Source organism: Stenotrophomonas sp. STEN063 (genome assembly GCF_056854515.1).
In genome coordinates this window covers 1-19114 of the sequence record NZ_JBXFWF010000009.1, presented here as the reverse complement: position 1 = coordinate 19114, position 19114 = coordinate 1, and the positions used below count along the sequence as shown (strand labels likewise).

18 protein-coding genes and 1 pseudogene are annotated in these 19114 nt (G+C 64.4%); 13 read left to right on the top strand and 6 right to left on the bottom strand.

Going from position 1 to position 19114, the window contains the following annotated elements:
- Positions 1-32 precede the first annotated feature (32 nt).
- On the top strand, positions 33-1253 hold the full coding sequence (locus AC1VWL_RS04115) for a helix-turn-helix domain-containing protein (RefSeq protein ID WP_482985863.1): 1221 nt from the start codon (positions 33-35) through the stop codon (positions 1251-1253).
- Between the two features lie 47 nt (positions 1254-1300).
- Positions 1301-1969 (top strand): glutaminyl-peptide cyclotransferase, encoded by a 669-nt coding sequence (locus tag AC1VWL_RS04110; RefSeq protein ID WP_482985862.1) that lies wholly within the window; start codon positions 1301-1303, stop codon positions 1967-1969.
- 190 nt (positions 1970-2159) lie between these two features.
- On the opposite strand, the gene AC1VWL_RS04105 is transcribed toward AC1VWL_RS04110, so the two are convergent.
- Entirely contained in the window at positions 2160-4187 is a 2028-nt protein-coding gene (locus AC1VWL_RS04105) for a sodium-translocating pyrophosphatase (protein WP_282268558.1), read from the bottom strand.
- A 242-nt stretch (positions 4188-4429) separates the two neighbouring features.
- Here AC1VWL_RS04105 and AC1VWL_RS04100 point away from each other — a divergent pair, with 242 nt between their 5' ends.
- On the top strand, positions 4430-4936 hold the full coding sequence (locus tag AC1VWL_RS04100) for a hypothetical protein (protein ID WP_482985861.1): 507 nt from the start codon (positions 4430-4432) through the stop codon (positions 4934-4936).
- Positions 4937-4955: 19 nt separating this feature from the next.
- Here the strand turns inward: AC1VWL_RS04100 and AC1VWL_RS04095 are convergent, their stop codons facing one another.
- The 3 genes from AC1VWL_RS04095 to AC1VWL_RS04085 all read right to left on the bottom strand — a co-directional run bounded on the left by AC1VWL_RS04095 (position 4956) and on the right by AC1VWL_RS04085 (position 7217).
- A complete protein-coding gene (locus AC1VWL_RS04095) occupies positions 4956-5084 on the bottom strand; it encodes a hypothetical protein (protein ID WP_482985860.1) in 129 nt (42 codons plus the stop codon).
- Positions 5085-5307: 223 nt separating this feature from the next.
- Positions 5308-5898: a YiiX family permuted papain-like enzyme gene (locus AC1VWL_RS04090; RefSeq protein WP_482985859.1), complete on the bottom strand. Its 591-nt coding sequence runs from the start codon at positions 5896-5898 to the stop codon at positions 5308-5310.
- A gap of 62 nt (positions 5899-5960) precedes the next feature.
- The gene (locus AC1VWL_RS04085; protein WP_482985858.1) at positions 5961-7217 is read right to left on the bottom strand and encodes a 6-phosphofructokinase; all 1257 of its coding nucleotides are present in this window, start codon (positions 7215-7217) and stop codon (positions 5961-5963) included.
- 143 nt (positions 7218-7360) lie between these two features.
- Between AC1VWL_RS04085 and AC1VWL_RS04080 the strand changes: the two genes are divergently transcribed.
- A complete protein-coding gene (locus tag AC1VWL_RS04080; protein WP_057627841.1) occupies positions 7361-7924 on the top strand; it encodes an adenylate kinase in 564 nt (187 codons plus the stop codon).
- A 313-nt stretch (positions 7925-8237) separates the two neighbouring features.
- Complete coding sequence (gene mpl / locus AC1VWL_RS04075) at positions 8238-9728, top strand: UDP-N-acetylmuramate:L-alanyl-gamma-D-glutamyl-meso-diaminopimelate ligase (RefSeq protein WP_482985857.1); 1491 nt, start codon at positions 8238-8240, stop codon at positions 9726-9728.
- Here the strand turns inward: mpl and AC1VWL_RS04070 are convergent.
- Together AC1VWL_RS04070 and AC1VWL_RS04065 are read right to left on the bottom strand one after the other, a co-directional pair.
- Positions 9669-10616, bottom strand: coding sequence for an IclR family transcriptional regulator (locus tag AC1VWL_RS04070; protein ID WP_482985856.1), 948 nt, complete (start codon positions 10614-10616; stop codon positions 9669-9671). The genes mpl and AC1VWL_RS04070 overlap by 60 nt on opposite strands.
- A gap of 59 nt (positions 10617-10675) precedes the next feature.
- The gene (locus AC1VWL_RS04065; protein ID WP_296250331.1) at positions 10676-11344 is read right to left on the bottom strand and encodes a hypothetical protein; all 669 of its coding nucleotides are present in this window, start codon (positions 11342-11344) and stop codon (positions 10676-10678) included.
- A 149-nt stretch (positions 11345-11493) separates the two neighbouring features.
- On the opposite strand from AC1VWL_RS04065, the gene AC1VWL_RS04060 reads away from it, so the two are divergent.
- The 8 genes and pseudogenes from AC1VWL_RS04060 (at position 11494) to AC1VWL_RS04025 (ending at position 18891) form a co-directional block, all read left to right on the top strand.
- On the top strand, positions 11494-12759 hold the full coding sequence (locus tag AC1VWL_RS04060; protein ID WP_296250329.1) for an MFS transporter: 1266 nt from the start codon (positions 11494-11496) through the stop codon (positions 12757-12759).
- Between the two features lie 19 nt (positions 12760-12778).
- Positions 12779-12985 (top strand): annotated as a pseudogene (locus tag AC1VWL_RS04055) (tautomerase family protein); the annotation flags it as partial.
- Positions 12982-13779: a fumarylacetoacetate hydrolase family protein gene (locus AC1VWL_RS04050; protein WP_482985855.1), complete on the top strand. Its 798-nt coding sequence runs from the start codon at positions 12982-12984 to the stop codon at positions 13777-13779. The pseudogene AC1VWL_RS04055 and the gene AC1VWL_RS04050, both read left to right, overlap by 4 nt.
- A gap of 40 nt (positions 13780-13819) precedes the next feature.
- Positions 13820-14758 carry an acetaldehyde dehydrogenase (acetylating) gene (locus AC1VWL_RS04045; protein WP_296250325.1) on the top strand — a complete coding sequence of 313 codons (939 nt, stop codon included), beginning with the start codon at positions 13820-13822 and terminating at the stop codon, positions 14756-14758.
- A 10-nt stretch (positions 14759-14768) separates the two neighbouring features.
- Positions 14769-15809 carry a 4-hydroxy-2-oxovalerate aldolase gene (gene dmpG, locus AC1VWL_RS04040; protein ID WP_482985854.1) on the top strand — a complete coding sequence of 347 codons (1041 nt, stop codon included), beginning with the start codon at positions 14769-14771 and terminating at the stop codon, positions 15807-15809.
- Positions 15806-16594 carry a 2-oxo-3-hexenedioate decarboxylase gene (dmpH, locus tag AC1VWL_RS04035; RefSeq protein WP_482985853.1) on the top strand — a complete coding sequence of 263 codons (789 nt, stop codon included), beginning with the start codon at positions 15806-15808 and terminating at the stop codon, positions 16592-16594. The genes dmpG and dmpH overlap by 4 nt, the downstream gene beginning before the upstream one ends.
- 230 nt (positions 16595-16824) lie before the next feature.
- Positions 16825-18195, top strand: a complete 1371-nt coding sequence (locus AC1VWL_RS04030; protein ID WP_482985852.1) for a DcaP family trimeric outer membrane transporter — start codon at positions 16825-16827, stop codon at positions 18193-18195.
- Positions 18196-18282: 87 nt separating this feature from the next.
- Entirely contained in the window at positions 18283-18891 is a 609-nt protein-coding gene (locus AC1VWL_RS04025; protein WP_481614807.1) for an LON peptidase substrate-binding domain-containing protein, read from the top strand.
- Positions 18892-19114: the final 223 nt, after the last annotated feature.

Genomic DNA, 19114 nt, shown 5'->3' with positions numbered 1-19114 from the left:
CATCCACGCCCGCCCGCAGTTAGCCTGCGCCCATGGATTCCCTGATCGCAGCTTCCGCACGCGCCCTGGCTAGCGGTGACGTACTCACCGCGCTAAAGCACGTCGCATTGCGTGACGATCCTCCTGCGTTGGCGCTACGCGGAATCGCGATGGCCCAGCTGGGCGACCTGACCCGTGCACGCGAGCTGCTGCGACGTGCGCAACGTGGCTTCGGCGCACATGAAGTCCTCGCACGCGCACGCTGCGGTCTGGCCGAAGCCGAAGTGGCGCTGGCGCTGCGGGAACTTGGCGGCAACTCCGAACCGCTGTCATCCATCGCGACCGTGCTTGATGCGCAGGGTGATGCGGCCAATGCACTGCAGGCCTGGTTGATACTGGCGCGACGAGAGCTACTGCTGGGCAAGCTGGATCAAGCAGCGCATGCGCTGGCCAGGTTGGAGGGAAGGAAGCTGCAGCCCGCGCTGCGCGCCATGGCTGATCTGACTGCTGCGACCTTGGCACTGCGCAGGATGCGGATTGCGCAGGCACGCGTCCTGCTGGAACGTGCACGGATGGCTGCGGCGCAAGCAGGTGTAGCGGCGCTGCAGGCGGAAGTGGACGCAGCCCGCATCAAGTTGGACCAGCCGGCTGCGCGTTGCCTCGGCGCAGGTGCGGATGAGTTGCTGCGTATCGACCAGGTGCAGCAGCTGTTGGATTCCGGTGCACTGATCGTTGACGGGTGCCAGCGTGGCGTCAGGTCTGGTGCAGGCTGGCAATCGCTGGCAAGGCGTCCGGTGCTGTTCGCGCTTGCCCGTGCGCTGGCCGAGGCCTGGCCGGGCGAGGTTGACCGCGATGTGCTGATAAGCCGCGCATTTTCCATGCATCACTACGACGAGACGCTGCGCGCCCGGCTGCGTGTGGAAATAGGTCGCCTGCGCGGGCTCATCGCGGTGCAGGCGAAGATTGAAGCGACTGCTGCTGGCTTCCGCCTGTCGCCTTGTTCGGCGACCGCGGTGAAGGTCTTGCTCCCGCCCATCGATGGCGAACAAGGCGCACTGCTCGCGTTGCTTGCCGACGGCGCGGCCTGGTCGACCTCGGCACTGGGTTTGGCTTTGGGCCAGAGCCAGCGCAACGCGCAGCGGGCGCTGCTGGAGTTGCAGGCAGCAGGGCGTGTGTACGCGATTGGACGCGGACGAGCGCAGCGTTGGCGCGCGGTGCCGCTGAGTGGATTCACGACGATCTTGTTACTCCCTGCTGCGCTGCCGATTGACTAGTGTCGCTGGCAGGCAGCCAATCGCGGACATGCCAGGAGATCGCAGCGATGAATACCCAAACCCTGAATCCCAAGGTTGCGGCGGCCAAGGTCCGCCCTGCCGAGGTGCTACGCAAGTACGGCCCGTTCGCCGGCTCGGACACCGTCAATGGCGTCAGCTTCGATGGAACAAACGTCTGGGCCGCCACGGGTGCGGCGCTGGTGGCCTTCGACCCGCGCGATGGCGGGACGGTGCGCAGCTTGGCCGTGCCTTGTGATGCCGGTACTGCGTTCGATGGAACCTATCTCTGGCAGATCGCCGAAGCGCGTATCGACAAGATCGATCCGCAAAGTGGCGAGGTGCTGGCATCGATCCCGGCACCGGGCAATGGAATGGATTCGGGCATGGCGTGGGCGGAAGGCAGCCTGTGGGTGGGGCAGTACCGGCAGCGGAAGATTCACCAGATCGATCCGGCCGACGGCAAGATCCTGCGCACGATTGAATCCGACCGTTTCGTCACCGGCGTGACTTGGGTGGATGGGGAACTCTGGCACGCGACAGGCGAGGCAGGGCAGAGTGACATCCGTCGCCTGCAAGCCGATACCGGCGCGGTGCTTGAGCGCCTGCAGATGCCGGAAGGCATCAGTGTCAGTGGGCTGGAAGCGGATGGCGGAGAGTTGTTCTATTGCGGTGGGGGCAATGATGGTCGGGTGTATGCGGTGAAGCGTTCGGGCTGAATGGTGTTGTCGTGTTTTTCGGCTCGCTGATGCGATGTCAGCTTCGCGGCTCACGCCGCTCCCACAAGTGCTGCTCTCTGTTGGAAGGCTCCGTGCACCTTCCGATCATCCCGCTGCCGGATACAAGAGCCCCTCTCCCGCGCGCGGGAGAGGGGTTGGGGTGAGGGCAGCTTTTCGCTGTCAGGCAGAATTAAAGCAGCGGCACCAGCAACAGAGCCACGATGTTGATGATTTTTATGAGGGGATTGATCGCAGGCCCTGCCGTGTCCTTGTACGGATCACCCACCGTATCGCCAGTTACCGCAGCCTTGTGCGCTTCACTGCCCTTGCCGCCGAAGTGACCGTCTTCGATGTACTTCTTGGCGTTGTCCCAGGCACCGCCGCCGGTAGTCATCGAGATCGCCACGAACAGGCCGGTCACGATGGTGCCGATCAACAAGCCACCCAATGCCTTCGGCCCAAGCAGCAGGCCGACCACCACCGGCACGGCAACCGGCAATAGCGAAGGCACGATCATTTCCTTGATCGCCGAGCGCGTGAGCATGTCCACTGCCTTGTGGTATTGCGGCTTGGCCGTGCCCTGCATGATGCCGGGGATCTCGCGGAACTGTCGGCGTACTTCTTCCACGACTGCACCGGCCGCGCGGCCCACCGCTTCCATCGCCATCGCGCCGAACAGATAGGGAATCAAACCGCCGATCAGCAGGCCGATGATCACCGTGTGGTCGGACAGATCGAAAGCAAAGGCCTCGCCCGGATGCGCCACCTGCAGGTTGTGGGTGTAGTCGGCGAACAGCACCAGCGCCGCCAATGCCGCCGAACCAATCGCATAACCCTTGGTTACCGCCTTGGTGGTATTGCCCACTGCGTCGAGCGGATCGGTGATGTCGCGGATGTCCGATGGCAGCTCGGCCATCTCGGCAATGCCGCCGGCGTTGTCGGTGATCGGGCCGTAAGCATCCAGCGCGACGATCATGCCGGCCATCGACAGCATCGCCGTCGCGGCGATGGCAATGCCGTACAGGCCGCCGAAGTGGAAGGCCGACCAGATCGCCACACACACTGCGATAACCGGCAGGGCGGTGGATTTCATCGATACACCGAGGCCGGCGATGATGTTGGTGCCGTGGCCGGTGGTCGATGCCTGCGCCACGTGCTGCACCGGCTTGTACTGGGTGCCGGTGTAGTACTCGGTGATCCAGACGATCAGGCCGGTCAACACCAGCCCGATCAAGGCGCAGATATACAGGTTGGTGGCACCGTGGCTGGAGTCGGCCATCAGCTGCGTGGTCACTGGCCAGAAGGCGATGGCAGCCAGCACGCCGGAGACGATCACGCCCTTGTACAGCGCGCCCATGATCGAGCCGCCTGCTTTCACCTTGACGAAGAACGCGCCGATGATCGAAGCGATGATAGACACGCCGCCCAGCACCAGCGGGTACAGCACCGCGTTGCGGCCGACTTCGGCCATCATCATGCCGCCGAGCAGCATGGTGGCGATCACCGTCACCGCATAGGTCTCGAACAGGTCAGCGGCCATGCCGGCACAGTCGCCAACATTGTCACCAACGTTGTCGGCGATCACCGCCGGATTGCGCGGATCGTCCTCGGGAATGCCGGCTTCGACCTTGCCGACCAGGTCTGCGCCGACGTCCGCACCCTTGGTGAAGATACCGCCGCCCAAGCGCGCGAAGATCGAGATCAAGGAACTGCCGAATGCCAATCCGACCAAGGCATGCAGGTTGTCGGCCTGGCTCAGGCCCATGCGCTGCAGAATCAGGTAGTAGCCGGCCACGCCAAGCAGGCCCAGCCCGACCACCAGCATGCCGGTGATCGCACCGCCGCGGAACGCCACATCCATGGCCGCGCTCATGCCGTTGCGGGCCGCCTCGGCGGTGCGCACGTTGGCACGTACCGACACGTTCATGCCGATATAGCCGGCAGCACCGGACAACACCGCGCCGACTGCAAAACCGATCGCCGTGTACCAGCTGAGGAAGACGCCGACCAGCACGAACAACACCACGCCGACGATGGCGATGGTCAGGTACTGGCGGTTGAGGTAGGCCCGCGCGCCTTCCTGGATGGCGGCGGCGATTTCCTGCATGCGGGCATTGCCGGCAGGTTGTCGTAGGACCCATTGGGCCGAGATGATGCCGTAGACGATGGCGACAGCGGCGCAGACAAGCGAAAGCACAAGACCGTACTGTTCGAGCATGACCCCTCCAGCGTTGGTGGATGCCATCCAGCTGTGGATGAAGCGGGGACACGCCGGGTAGATCGAAGCACTGGAACAGACCCGGGCCGCGTGCGGCTGTGGTACGTGTCGCTGTGTTCAAACACTCTGAGGCGGCCTGAGTATGACTGCCAGCTGTCTCGACCGCCAGCCACCGCTGCTTGCTGTTGGGTTCAGTCGGATGCTGGCAACGTCGCGTATCTGTCCATGTGGAATCGCTGCCGATGAAAGCCCTGCTAGTCCTTGCCGTGACGGTCTTGTCGCCGCTGCCGTTGTTGGCGGCCAACGCCAAGCCCGAGATCGAACGCCCGGCGGCCAGCGCGCAGGCCACTGGCGCGGTGCATACCGTGCGGCAGATTCCAGAAGCCTGTACCCGCATCGAAGGCCGCTTCACCGGCACGGCGGCGCAGCCGTATGACATGCAGTTGGTGCGCACCAGCCCGCAGTGCCAGCCGCGCGCGGTGTTCCTGGATGCCAGCAAGGTCAATCCCAGCGAAGCGGCTGGCTGGAAGCTCAATGAAGTAGCGCGTATTCCTTCGGCATCCTGCAGCACGCAACAGGCGGTGATCGAAGTGTGGCGCAAGCCGGCCGGGCAGCAGGTGGCCCTGGACGGGCAGGGCCAGAACCGGGTCTATCTGGGTGACGCCAAGGCGCAGGCGGCGGCCGGGCGGTTGGCGGCGCTGCCGGCGTATTCGGCCAGGCTGGCGATGCAGGGTCCGGCCTGCCGATGACGGCGGTGTTGCCGCGAACTCAGTGCTGTTGCGCCGATTGGGCGACGCGGTCGTGCTGCGCGAGTTGCTGGCCAACCCGGTAGCCTGCCGCGGCCAATCCGCAGACGATGAGAACGCCAAACATCCCGATCAATATCTTGCGGAACATGCTGCACCGCCGCTGAGGAGACCTTGGGCGAAGAATGCGCCCCCCCACCGGGGCGGCACACCTGTCTGAAGTAATACGTGATCAGGCTGCACCGGTAGAGCCGAGCCGTGCTCGGCTTGGGCGTTATCGGGAAAGCACAACCGGTAGAGCCGGGCCATGCTCGGCTGGAGCGTTGCCGGGAAAGCCTATGCCCAGCATGGCTCGGCACTACGCCGTGCTTCCGTCAGCGCTGGTCAACCGTCACCAGCAAGGGTGAGGCGAAGATGGCCGCTGGCGAAATCACCGGCTCGGCCAACGGGACATGGTTGCCGTAACGTTCGCGTAGTTTGCTGCGGACCACCGGCGCCCGCAGGTTGAAGCTGTCCAGGCGCGCCAGTGGCGCCAGTTCGATGCCAGCGGCGTCGCGGTACAGCTTCCACACCAGCTCAGAACAATAAATGCGCTGGTCAGACCACTCAAAGCTCAGGTCGTAGGGGCGGCCCACATAGCGTGTGGCGGCGGTGTGCATCCGGGCCTTGTTTGCTGGTGTCAGCGGTCTCGATGGACGCTTGATCACATAGCGACGCTGCGCACCGCGATCCAACCAGGCCTGCAAGGACGTATACCGCACCGGCTGCACCGCTTCCAATACGTGGGCTTGACCGCCACGCAGCAGGACGACACCCATATGGCTGTAGCGCGAACCGGTGGCGGCCTGTACCGCTGCACTTTGGCTGGAGGTGGAGGTGTGGAAGACGATGTCGCCATCCTGCGGTGTGTAGGCGCCGGCCAGTTGCGCGGACGCCATGCACAGCAGCAGGGCGATGCACTGCATCGCCCTGGAACCAGCGGTGAAGCGACGTGGAGGCCGCAGACAGCACCGGCGACGGCGCGACATCAGCCTTCCCAGCTCGGGAGCTTCTTCGCCACGGCGACGTTCTTCAGGGTCACGTATTTCGGCAGGCCATCACGGCCATACGGCAGCGGCGCTTCGCCACGGATAAGTGGCTGCAGGTAGCGGCGCGCCTTCTCGGTGATGCCGAAGCCGTCCTTGCGGATGAAGCTGGCCGGCATCTTCTTTTCGTGGTTGGCGACCTTGGACAGCGGCGCGGCTTCGATCTTCCAGCGATACGGCACGTCCGAGCTGCGCACGATTACCGGCATCACCGAGTTCTGTCCCTTCAGTGCGAACTGCACCGCTGCCTTGCCTACCGCCTGTGCCTGTTCCCAGTCGGTCTTGGAGGCGATATGGCGGGCCGAGCGCTGCAGGTAGTCGGGCAGGGTCCAGTGCACCTTGTAGCCGAGTTCGGCCTTGACCTTGCCTGCGAGGTACGAGGCGACACCCCCGAGCTGGGTGTGGCCGAAGGAATCCTTGACCCCGCCGGCATCGGCGACGAACTGGCCGTCGGCGGTGTGGATGCCTTCGCTGGCCACGACCACGCAGAAGCCGACCTTCTCAACGACCTGCTTCACCTTGGCCAGGAACACCGGCTCGTCATAGGCACGCTCCGGCAACAGGATGATCTGCGGTGCGTCGTCGGGGTTCTCGCCAGCCAGGCCGGCAGCTGCGGCCAGCCAACCGGCATGACGTCCCATTGCCTCGTAGATGAAGACGCGGGTAGAGGTCTCGGCCATCGCTGCCACGTCCAGCGCGGCCTCGCGCACCGAGATTGCGGTGTACTTGGCCGCCGAGCCGAAGCCCGGGCAGGTGTCGGTGACCGCCAGGTCGTTGTCGATGGTCTTGGGTACGCCCACGCAGGTCAGGGGGTAGCCGTATTCCTTGGCCAGCTGTGAGACCTTCAGTGCGGTGTCGGCCGAGTCATTGCCGCCGTTGTAGAGGAACCAGCGCACGTCGTGCGCCTTGAACACCTCCAGCAGGCGCTCGTACTTGGCGCGGTCGGCCTCCAGCGACTTGAGCTTGTAGCGGCACGAGCCGAACGCGCCGCCAGGGGTGTGGGCCAGCGCGGCGATGTTGGCGGCCGACTCCTTCGAGGTGTCGATCAGCTCCTCGCGCAGTGCGCCAAGGATGCCGTTGCGTGCCGCCAACACCTTGATTTTCCTGGCCCTTGCCTCGGCAATGACGGCCGCGGCGGTGGCATTGATGACGGCGGTGACGCCGCCGGACTGGGCATACAGCAAGGTGCCTTTGGACATGGGCAATACTCTCCAGAGCGGGAGGACATTCCGGGACATTGGCCGGATGCGGTAAGCTGCACATATTGCGGTGCAGCGTGAATCGGCCCATGAGTCTAACGCCGCTGTCCGTCCCGTTTCCTCAAAACATATGGGAGTCAGGAATGCGATTGGTTCTGTTGGGACCGCCCGGTTCGGGCAAGGGCACGCAGGCGACGAGCCTGAAGGAACAACTGCAGGTTCCGCACATTTCCACCGGCGACCTGCTGCGCGCCGAAGTGGCTGCCGGCACCGAGCTGGGCAAGCAGGCCAAGGCGGTAATGGATGCCGGCAACCTGGTGTCCGACGACATCCTGCTGGGCATGCTGGAATCGCGCCTGTCGCAGGCCGATACCGCCAAGGGCTTCATCCTCGACGGCTACCCGCGCAACGTGGCCCAGGCCAACGCGCTGGGCGAACTGCTGGCCAAGCTGAACCAGCCGCTGGACGCCATCGTGCAGCTGGATGTGCCGACCGAGCTGCTGGTCGAGCGCATCGCTGGCCGCGCCCAGGAGCAGGGCCGCGCCGATGACAACCCGGAATCGGTGCGTCAGCGCCTGCAGGTCTACAACGATTCCACCGCACCGGTGATCGACTTCTACGCCGCCAAGGGCACCCTGGCCCGCGTTGATGGCGTTGGCGCGCTGGACGAAGTGCTGGCCCGCATCCTGGCGGCGATCAAGCGCTGATCAGGCAGGGCTGCAGCGCTTTCTGCTGCAGCCCGCCAGCAATGCAAAACTGAAACGCCCGGGTCCAAGTGCTGGATCCGGGCGTTTCATTTGAATAAAAGCCAGCTAAGGGCGTGCTCAAGGCCCCATCAGCATGAGCTCCCTGGGGATGGCCTCTTGGGGAGTAGGACCTGAGGGATACTGAGGCTGGCGTCACGTATTTTCATTGTGAACGTGCCGTGATGGTATCGGGGAATCCCCTACATACTTTAGGGGTACACCTACATGAACTCGGGCATACCCCTTATCCGTGTGCATCGGCGACAATCGGTTGATGAGCAAGATCCATATTCTCGGCATTGCCGGTACTTTCATGGGCGGCGTGGCCGCCCTGGCCCGCGAACTCGGTCATCAGGTCGAAGGCAGCGATCAGGCGGTCTATCCGCCGATGTCCACCCAGCTGGAAACGCTGGGGATCAGCCTGTCGCAGGGCTATCTGGCGGGCAACATCAGCGCCGACTGCGACGAGGTCGTGATCGGCAACGCGCTCTCGCGCGGCAACCCGGCGGTGGAGGCGGTGCTGGATTCGGGCCGACGCTATACATCAGGCGCGCAATGGCTGTCCGAACAGGTGCTGCCGGGCCGCGACACGCTGGCGGTGGCCGGCACGCACGGCAAGACCACCACCACCACCATCCTGTCCTTCCTGCTGCAGGCGGCCGGGCGTGAGCCGGGCTTCCTCATCGGTGGCGTGGCGGAGGATTTCGGGGTGTCGGCGCGGTTGGGTAGATCGCTGGCTGGGAGTGCGGGTAAGGCCTTACCCTCATCCGCCCCTTCGGGGCACCCCCGCCTTCGCGGGGGCAGGCCCTTTGTCCCCCCGGTGGGAGAAGGGGAAGACGTGTCGATCCTTTCGGATCGACCACTTTTTGTGGTGGAAGCTGACGAATACGACACCGCGTTCTTCGACAAGCGCAGCAAGTTCGTCCATTACCGCCCCTTGGTCGCCATCCTCAACAACCTGGAATTCGATCACGCCGACATCTTCCCGGATGTGGCCGCGATCCAGCGCCAGTTCCATCATCTGGTACGCACGGTGCCTGGTCGTGGTCGCCTGATCGTCAATGGCGAGGACAAGTACCTTGCCGAAGTGCTGGCGATGGGCTGCTGGACGCCGGTGGAGCGCTTCGGTTTTGATCCGTCGCTGGAATGGAGCGCACGCCTGATCAACCAGGATGGCAGCGCCTTTGCGGTGCTGCATCGCGGTGCCGAGTTGGCGACCGTTGAATGGTCGCTGCTGGGCCGGCACAACGTGCTCAATGGTCTGGCTGCCTTGGCAGCCGCACACGCGGTGGGTGTCAATGTCGCCGGCGTGGCGCCGGCTTTGGCAGGTTTCCACAGCGTCAAGCGACGCATGGAAGTGATCGGTCAGGCGCAGGACATCACCATCTACGATGATTTCGCCCATCACCCGACCGCCATCCACACCACGCTGCAGGGCCTGCGCGCAAAGGTTGGCGATGCACGCATCGTGGTGGCGATGGAGCCGCGCAGCAATTCGATGCGATTGGGTGCGCATTCGGAGGCATTGGCGCCGTCGCTGGATATCGCCGACGCGGTGGTGTTCCTGGCCCGGCCGGAGCTGCCGTGGGATGCGGCCAAGGTGATCGATGCGGTGCGCGGTGATGCGCAGGCAGTCAGCGATACCGACGCATTGTTGGCCAGGCTCGGTGATGTCACGCGTGCGGGCGACCACGTGGTGTTCATGTCAAACGGTGGTTTTGATGGCGCGCCGCGGCGGTTCCTGGCGCAGCTGCAGAACCTGTAGAGCGGACTGCAGCTTCACCTGTAGTGCCGAGCATTGTGGTGCGTAGCGGGACTTGGGGGCGTGGTAGCCCATCAAGGCCGAGATCTGCGCGGCGGCGCTCAACATTGCCTGCACGTGCGCCGGATCCGGGGTGCTCGGCAGGTAGTGGATGGAGCCGACGATGGCCAGGGTGCCGAACAACTCGCCGTTGCCCTGCAGTAGCGGGGCTGCCAGGGCGTTGATGCCGATGTAGAGCTCTTCCGGTGCGTCGGCCCAGCCGCGCTTGCGCACCAGCTCGATCTCCGCCGCCAGTCGATCCGGGTCGACGATGGTGCGCGGCGTGCTGTTGCTCAGTGGCTGGGTCAGGTAGGCGCGTCGCAGCTTGTCCGGGCCGTAGGCGAGGGCGATCTTGCCCTGCGCCACGCTGTTGTGCTGGAAGCGCGTGCCCGGGCGCAGGCTTATCTCCACTGGCGCGGTACCGCGCAGCAGGTCCAGCACCACTACCTCGTTGTCGGAGAACGTGGAGATCACCACGGTCTGGCCAACTTCGTCGCGCAGCTGTTCCAGCACCGGCTTGGCCAGTCCCATCACATCGAAACGGCTGCTGCAGGCACGGCCCAGCAGGAACATCTGCCAACCTACCCGGTACTGGTTGTTGTCCGGGTCCTGGTCGACGTAGCCATGCTCGCGCAGCACGCTGAGGTGGCGGTGCACGCGTGCTTTCGGCATGCCCAGCAACTGCGCGAGGCGGGTGACGCCGAGCCCGGTGGGTGCCGCGGCCAGTGCCTCGATCACCTTCAGCGAGACGATGGCGGTGGGCAGGCCCTGTTCGGCGCTTTCTTCCTGTGGCTCAACGGCGCCGCTGGCGGCGCCCAATTCCTTTTTGTCACTCGCGTCGTGGCTGGGCATCGGCTACCTGCAGTGTGTTGCATGGACGAATGCGGCCTGTTGACCGCATTTTCCGCCGATTATGGCAGGTCGATGTATCGCTCTGCGAAAACCTTGTACTGCTGGGTCTTCTGCGCGGCCGCATCTTCCGGGCGCACGTAGCGGATCGAGCTGCGCCCCTTGAGCTGGCGGGGCAGCAGGAAACAGCGGATGAAACGGGTTTCCTCGGCCTCGGTGGTGGGTGCCAGTACCGGCGCATGGCCGAGCTCGAACCAGGCGCTGCCGGCCGGGTAATCGTGGCTGTCTCCGAGCGTTTCGATGCTGATCTGGCCGTAGTCACAGATCCGGATGCCCGGCCCTTGATGGACATGGGTCAGCGCCACGCCGCCCTTGGGAAAATCGACGCGGTCGCAGCGCATCAGCCACTCGAAGCGGTCATCCAGGTTGATTGGCGCCTCAAGTTTCAGCTCGCTGCGGGTAGCTGGCGCCGATGGCAGGGCGCCGGCAGGACGGTTGCGATCAGTCAGTTCCCAGCGCCACAGCACCGTTTCCTGGTCGCCGTTGAACAGGGTGACCTGCTGCTGGCAGACACGCGCCTGGGCCGGGTCCAACGCCTGGCTGTCCTGCGCGGACTCAACACTCAGGCCGCCGCTGCGGACATAGAGGGCGCGCGGACCGCTGGGCAGGTAAACAGGAGGGCAGCCGGGTGGCAGGTGGTCTTCGTGCAGGCGGAGGATCAGGTCGGACATCGGAATCTCGCGGTTGTAACGGCATTCGTATCGTATATCGATACAAAATTAAATTCCATGTTCCATTTTTAGAAAAAGTGGGATATTTTGTGCCCTGAGTATCGACCACCGATACTCTCGTATCAGCCACGATTCCGGAGGGGAAGCCAATGGCGCAGCGTGATTCATCGATCCAGGCAGTAACAGGCGGCGCAGGTGGCCGTTGGTGGCAGGGGGCCAGCAAGCAGCAGTGGGGCACGTTCCGTTCGGCCTACTTGGGCTGGATGCTGGACGTGATGGACTTGATGCTGTTCGCGATGGTGCTCAAGCACGTCAGCGCGGACCTGGGCTTCGACAAGTCGCAGGCTGGCATGGTGATGTCGGCCACGCTGATGGCCACCGCGTTCGGCGGACTGGTGTTCGGCTACCTGGCCGATCGCATGGGGCGGGCGAAGTCGATGATGCTCAGCATCATCTGTTACTCCATCGGCACGGCGCTGTGCGGCCTGTCCGACACGCTGGGCCAACTGATGCTGTTCCGCGTGATCGTCGGCCTGGGTGTCGGCGGTGAGTGGTCCGCGGGTTCGGCACTGGTCAGCGAGAGCTGGCCGGCACAGCACCGCGGCAAGATCCTGGCCTGGATCCAGAGTGCGTTTGCATCCGGTTATGCCGCTGCCGCGATCATCGCCGCGCTGGTGGTACCGACGCTGGGTTGGCGCTGGGTATTCGCGGTTGGCCTGTTGCCGGCACTGCTTGCCTTCTATGTGCGCCGCCACGTCAAGGAGCCGGAGATCTGGGTCAACCAGAAGGAACGCCTCAGCTTCGCCCAGACCATGCGCAACCTGTTTGGTACCCATGCGCGCAACACCACGGTCGGGCTGGCCTTCGTCACCGCCGCGATGTGTGGCTATTGGGGACTGTTCACCTGGATCCCGACCTACCTCGCAACGCCGGTCGCTGACGGCGGCCCGGGCCTGGACATGGTCAAGTCGACGATCTGGATCGTGGTGATGCAGATCGGTGCGGCGCTTGGCTTTGTCACCTTCGGTTACATCGCCGACGCGATCGGTCGCAAGAAGGCCTTCATGCTGTTTTTCGTGGCCTCCGCGCTGACCGTGCCGGTGTTCGTGATGATCAAGTCGCCGATGGCACTGATGGCGTTCGGCATCGTCGTGGCGTACTTCGGCACCGGCTTCTACAGCGGCTTCGCGCCGACCTTCGCCGAAATGTTCCCGACCACCGTGCGCGCCACCGCGCAGGGCTTCGTCTACAACGGCGGCCGTGCCATCGCCGCCATCGCGCCGGCCTTGATCGGCTTCCTTGCCAACAGCTACGGCGTCGCCAGTGGCTTGATGGCGACCGCCGGGTTCTTCGCGCTGGCTGCAGTGATCGTGCTGCTGTTCCTGCCCGAGACCAAGGGCGTCGAACTGACCTGACCGAACTAGCAGGAGTAATGAAATGCCGATCATCCAAGTGACCCTGGTGCAGGGCCGCGACGAGCAGAAAGTACAGCGCTTCATCCGCGAAATGGCGAAGGTGGCGCATGCGGAACTGGATGCGCCGATGAGTGCGATCCGGGTGATGGTCACCGAGGTTCCGCCGCAGCGTTTCGCGGTAGGCGATGTGCTCAAGAGCGATCCCGTTGAAGGGGGCAAGGCATGACGGCTTTGGTATTGGATGCCGCTGCGATCGCCCGCCATGGCGGCGAACTGCACACCGCGCTGCGTACTGGCGTGGCGGTTGATCCACTGAGCGAGCGGATCAGTGGGCTGACCCTCGCCGACGCCTATGCGATCTCCAATGATCTGCTTGCGCGCCGGCTGGCCGATGGCGAGCGCGTGGTTGGCAAGAAGATCGGTGCTACGTCGGCGGCCGTGCAGCGCATGTTGAAAGTCGACCAGCCGGACTTCGGCTTCCTCACCGACCGCATGCAGGTTGCCAACGGCGGCACGCTGCCGGTGGCGGGGATGATCGCGCCGCGTGCGGAAGGCGAAATCGCCTTTCACCTCAAGCGTGACCTGGTTGGCCCCGGTATCACCCACCACGATGTCCTCGCTGCGACCGAGGCGCTGTCGGTGTGCTTCGAGATCGTTGATTCGCGCATCCGCGACTGGCGCATCGGCATCACCGACACCGTCGCCGACAACGCGTCCGCCGCAGCCTATGTGCTGGGCGAGCTGCGCGTGCCGCCGAAGAACCTGGACCTGGGCACGCTGGGCATGGTGGTCGAGAAGAACGGCGAACTGGTGGCCACCGGCGCTGGTGCCGCCGCGCTGGGCTCGCCGGTCAACTGCGTGGCATGGCTGGCCAACACGCTTGGTCGCCTTGGTACGCCGTTGAAGGCCGGCGAAGTGATCCTGTCCGGCGCCTTGGTGCCGCTGATACCGGTGGCCGCCGGTGACCACATGCGCGTCCGCGTTGGCGCGCTTGGCAGTGCCGACGTGCATTTCGCGTGATGCCTGCTTCCTCCCCCACATTGAATGACATGAGTGCTCCATGACCCTGAAAGCTGCCATCGTCGGTCCCGGTAACATCGGTACCGATTTGATGATCAAGATCCTGCGCCACGGCAAGCACGTGCAGATGGCTGCACTGGTCGGCATCGATCCGGCCTCCGATGGCCTGGCGCGCGCTGCGCGCATGGGCGTACCGACCATCGCCAGTGGCGTGGCAGGGCTGATTGAATCGGAGTTGTTTGCCGATATCGACATCGTCTTCGATGCAACATCAGCCTCCGCGCACATTGCCAACGACGCCTTGCTGCGCAAGGCCAAGCCGGACATCCGCGTGGTCGACCTGACGCCTGCGGCGATCGGTCCGTACTGCGTGCCGACGGTCAACCTGGACGACAACATCGACGCCGCCAACGTCAACATGGTGACCTGCGGTGGCCAGGCCACCATTCCGATGGTCGCCGCGGTGGCCTCGGTGGCCAAGGTCAAGTACGCCGAGATCGTCGCCAGCATTTCCAGCAAGAGTGCCGGCCCCGGCACCCGCGCCAACATCGATGAGTTCACCGAGACCACTTCGCGGGCGATCGAGAGCGTTGGTGGCGCGGCCGTGGGCAAGGCCATCATCGTGCTCAACCCGGCCGAGCCGCCGTTGCTGATGCGCGACACCGTCTACGTGCTCAGCGAACTGGCCGACACCACGGCCATCGAGGCAGCAGTCAATGACATGGCAGCACGCGTGGCCGCCTACGTGCCGGGCTACCGGCTCAAGCAGCAGGTGCAGTTCGAGGTGCTGGACGAACCGGTCAACGTGCCCGGCGTCGGTCTCACCACTGGCCTCAAGACCACGATCTTCCTGGAAGTGGAAGGTGCCGCGCACTACCTGCCAGCCTACGCCGGCAACCTGGACATCATGACGTCGGCCGCGCTGGCCACCGGTGAGCGCATGGCCGCCTCGGTGCTGGCCGCGCGTGCTGCAGCCTGAGGAAGAACGTATGACTGACAACAAGCTCTACATCTCCGATGTCACCCTGCGTGACGGTTCGCACGCGGTGCGTCACCGCTACAGCGTGGCGCAGGTGCGGGCGATCGCCACTGCGCTGGACAAGGCGCGGGTGGACTCGATCGAGGTCGCGCATGGCGATGGCCTGCAGGGTTCATCGTTCAACTACGGCTTCGGCGCGCACAGCGACGTTGAGTGGATCGAGGCGGCGGCCGAATCGGTATCGCATGCCAGGATCGCCACGCTGTTGCTGCCCGGCATCGGCACCGTGCATGACCTGAAGAATGCGCATGCAGCCGGTGCGCGCATCGTGCGCGTGGCCACCCACTGCACCGAGGCCGACATCTCGCGCCAGCACATCGAAGCAGCCAAAGCACTGGGCATGGACGCGGTCGGCTTCCTGATGATGAGCCACATGACCACGCCTGCGGCGCTGGCGGTGGAGGCGAAGAAGATGGAAAGCTACGGCGCGTCCTGCGTGTACGTGGTGGATTCCGGCGGTGCACTCAACATGAGCGACGTGCGCGAGCGGGTCAGCGCGCTGCGCGAGTCGCTGCAGGCCGATACGCAGATCGGCATCCATGCCCACCACAACCTGTCGCTGGGCGTGGCCAACTCCATCGCCGCGGTCGAAGCAGGCGCGATCCGCATCGACGCCAGCCTTGCCGGCATGGGCGCGGGCGCGGGCAATGCGCCGCTGGAAGTGTTCATTGCCGCCGCCGAGCGCCTGGGCTGGAACCACGGTTGTGACCTCTACACCTTGATGGATGCCGCCGATGACATCGTGCGTCCGCTGCAGGACCGCCCGGTGCGCGTTGACCGCGAGACCCTCGCGTTGGGTTACGCAGGCGTGTACTCCAGCTTCCTGCGCCACGCCGAGGCAGCGTCAAAGCGCTTCGGCATCAATACCGTCGACATCCTCGTCGAACTCGGCAAGCGCCGCATGGTCGGTGGCCAGGAAGACATGATCGTGGATGTCGCACTGGATGTGCTGCGCGCCCGCGACGCCACCACGCAGGAGAAAACCGCATGAGCTTGGACCGTTCCATCATTGAAGGCTGCGCGAAGCAGCTGCTGTCCGCCGAGCAGGACGTGCGCGAGGTGGTGAAGATCACCGACGCGTACCCGCAGATCGGAGTAGATGAGGCCTACGACATCCAGGATCGCCTGCGCAGCATCAAGCAGTCCGCAGGTGTCCGCATCGTCGGCATGAAGATGGGCCTGACCTCGCGCCCGAAGATGCAGCAGATGGGCGTTGACACGCCGATCTATGGCTTCCTGGGTGATGACAATGCCGTCGACGATGGCGCCGTCGTGGACACCGCCCGGCTCATCCATCCGAAGGTGGAGGCGGAGATTGCCTTCGTGATGCGTGATGCGCTGCAGGGGCCGGGCTGTGATATCGCCCGGGTATTGACGGCTACCGACTACGTGGTACCGGCGATCGAGTTGATCGATTCGCGCTATGAGAATTTCCGCTTCGACCTGCCCAGCGTCATCGCCGACAACACCTCGGCGGCGCGCTACGTACTGGGCTCGCGCCCGACCGCGGTGGAAGGATTGGATCTGGAGACCCTGGGCGTGGTGATGGAGAAGAACGGCCAGGTAGTTGAGGTCGGTGCCGGTGCGGCGGTGCTCGGCAACCCGGCAGAAGCGGTGGCGATGCTGGTCAACATGTTGGCGCAGCGAGGGCAGGTGTTGCCCGCGGGCAGCGTGGTGCTGTCCGGTGCGATCACCGCGGCAGTGGCGGTTGCAGCCGGTGACAACGTACTGGTACGCGCCGATGGCCTTGGCACCACGTCGATGCGGTTTGTTTGAGGGGTGGAATGTCGCTGCACGCTGGGCTCCCCAAGTTGTTTCAGATCGTCATTCCCGCGTAGGCGGGAATCGCTTGCAGCTGTCATTCCCGCCTGCGCGGGAATGACGATCTGAAGGTGGATTTTGGAAGTCGGGAAGAGCGATTTCCCGCATTAGAAAACGGCGTCATTTCGACTGGCCTTTCCAAGAAAGGCCGGATCGGTGTTCTGTTGCCCTGGGAGGGGAAAGCAATGATCAGCAACAAGAAGCTGGCGGCCCTGGCCGTCACCACGGCCTTGGCGGCGATGCCGTTGAGTGCGCTCGCACAGGCAACGGATGCCAAGGCCATGGAAGCGCGGATGGCGCAGTTGGAGCAGGAGATGCAGCAGATGCGCGCGATGCTGCAGCAGTACCAGCAACATGAGGCGGCCAACGCCGCTGCGGCTCCCGCTGCGAGCGCAAGCGCACTCGATGCAACCCGCGTGGTTGCCGCTGCACCGGCTGCCCCGTCGGCGACCCTGCCCAATGCAATGCCGGGCACGAAGTTCTCCTTCGGCGGCTTCATCAAACTCGATTCGATGTATACCCGCACCAGCGATGGTGAAATCGCGGATGGCTCGGCCGGGCGCCTGTTCTACTTTCCCGGCGCCACCCCGGTTGCAGCCGATGGCAATGGCCGCGGCGCCAGCTATACCGATGTGCATGCGCAGTTCTCGCGCTTCTGGTTCGGTGCCGACACCACCACCGACAACGGCGACAAGCTCAAGGCCTATATCGAGGCCGACATGTACGGTGGGGGCAGCAATGCGTTCGCTGGCAACGAGGTCATCACCAATACCTATGCGCTGACCCTGCGCCAAGCCTATGTGAGCTGGAACAACTGGTTGGCCGGCCAGACCTGGTCCAACTTCCAGGATGTTGCCGCGCTGCCGGATACCGTCGATTTCACCGGGCCCTCCGAAGGCACCATCTTCTCGCGGCAGGCACAGCTGCGTTACACCCGCGGCGCCTGGTCGTTCTCGGCGGAGAACCCGCAGACCACGATCACTCCGTTTGCTGGCCGTGGTGCACGCTTCAACAGCGGCGCCGATACGATCCCGGATTTGACTGCACGCTGGAGCACGCGCGGCAACTGGGGCCATTTCACCGCCGCAGCGATGCTGCGCAACTTCCGCTATGGCGGGGAGACCGAGACCGGCGCGGCATTGAGTGTGTCAGGTCGCTTCAACATCGGTGCCAACGATGACCTGCGCTACATGGTCAGTGGTGGCAGTGGCGTGGGTCGCTACCTCGGTTTCGCGCTGGGCAGCGATACGGTGCTCGACGAGGAGGGCCGGCTGCATGCGATGGACGGCTACGGCGGTTTCGCTGCCTGGCGTCATGCCTTCACGCCGAAGCTGCGCGGCAACCTGGTGTACTCGGTTGCGGTGCTGGACAACGATGCCGCGTTGACGGGCTACGAGGTGACCGAGAGGGCGCAGTCGGTGCGTGCCAACCTGATCTACTCGCCATTCCCCAAGCTGGATCTCGGCGTCGAGTTGAGTCATGCGACGCGTCGCATCGAGAACGGACAAGAGGGCGACATGAACCGCCTGCACACACACGTGAAGTACAACTTCTGATGCAAGCACGCGCTTGTGCGTGCGCGTTGCGGAACAGCACAGGCGGGCTGGGGTAACATCAGCCTTGGTCCGCCCGTGTTGTCTGTCATGAATACATCGCCAAGCCTGCCATTGTTTCCGCTGCACGCAACCTTGCTGCCGGGCGCGGCGTTGAACCTGCGCGTGTTCGAGCCGCGTTACCTGGATCTGGTCCGCGAGTGCGGGCGTACCGGCGGCAGTTTCGGTGTCTGCCTGATCCTGCATGGCGAGGAAGTCGGTGCACCGGCAACGCCTGCTGCCTGGGGCGTCGAGGCCACGGTCGAGGATTTCGATGTCGGCCCCGATGGCGTATTGGTATTGCGTCTGCGCGGCGCGCGACGCTTCCACGTAACGACAACCCATGTACGTGACAACGGCTTGGTAACGGCGGATGTGCAGTGGTGCGAGCTCGACAGCGATGATGAACTGCAGCCGGAACACGGGCTGCTCGCTACCTTGCTGGAACACATCATCGAGCAGATAGGCGGCGAGTACGCCGCCGCCGGTCCGGCACAGTTGGATCAGGCAGCGTGGGTGGGTTGGCGCCTGGCCGAACTATTGCCGCTCAGCGAAACCCAGCGGCTGCAGCTGTTGCAGGAGAACGATCCGCGGCGACGCCTGGATCGATTGCTGGAATGGATTCCGGAGCTGGACGTGCCGATCGAGGAAGAGCTGTAACCCGGTTGCAGGATGTGGGAGCGCGGCGTAAGCCGCGAAACCAATACATCACCAGATCTTGATTGACGCGGGCAGCGAGGCATTGCCAGCGTCGCTGCTTACGCCGATCCCACAGTGCTGGCCAGCAATGCCTTCGTAGTGCCCACCCCAACACGGCCAGGGGCGGTAACCGGAAAGCATATTCCCAGCAATGCGCCGCCCAAAACTCCGTCTTTAGGGGGTT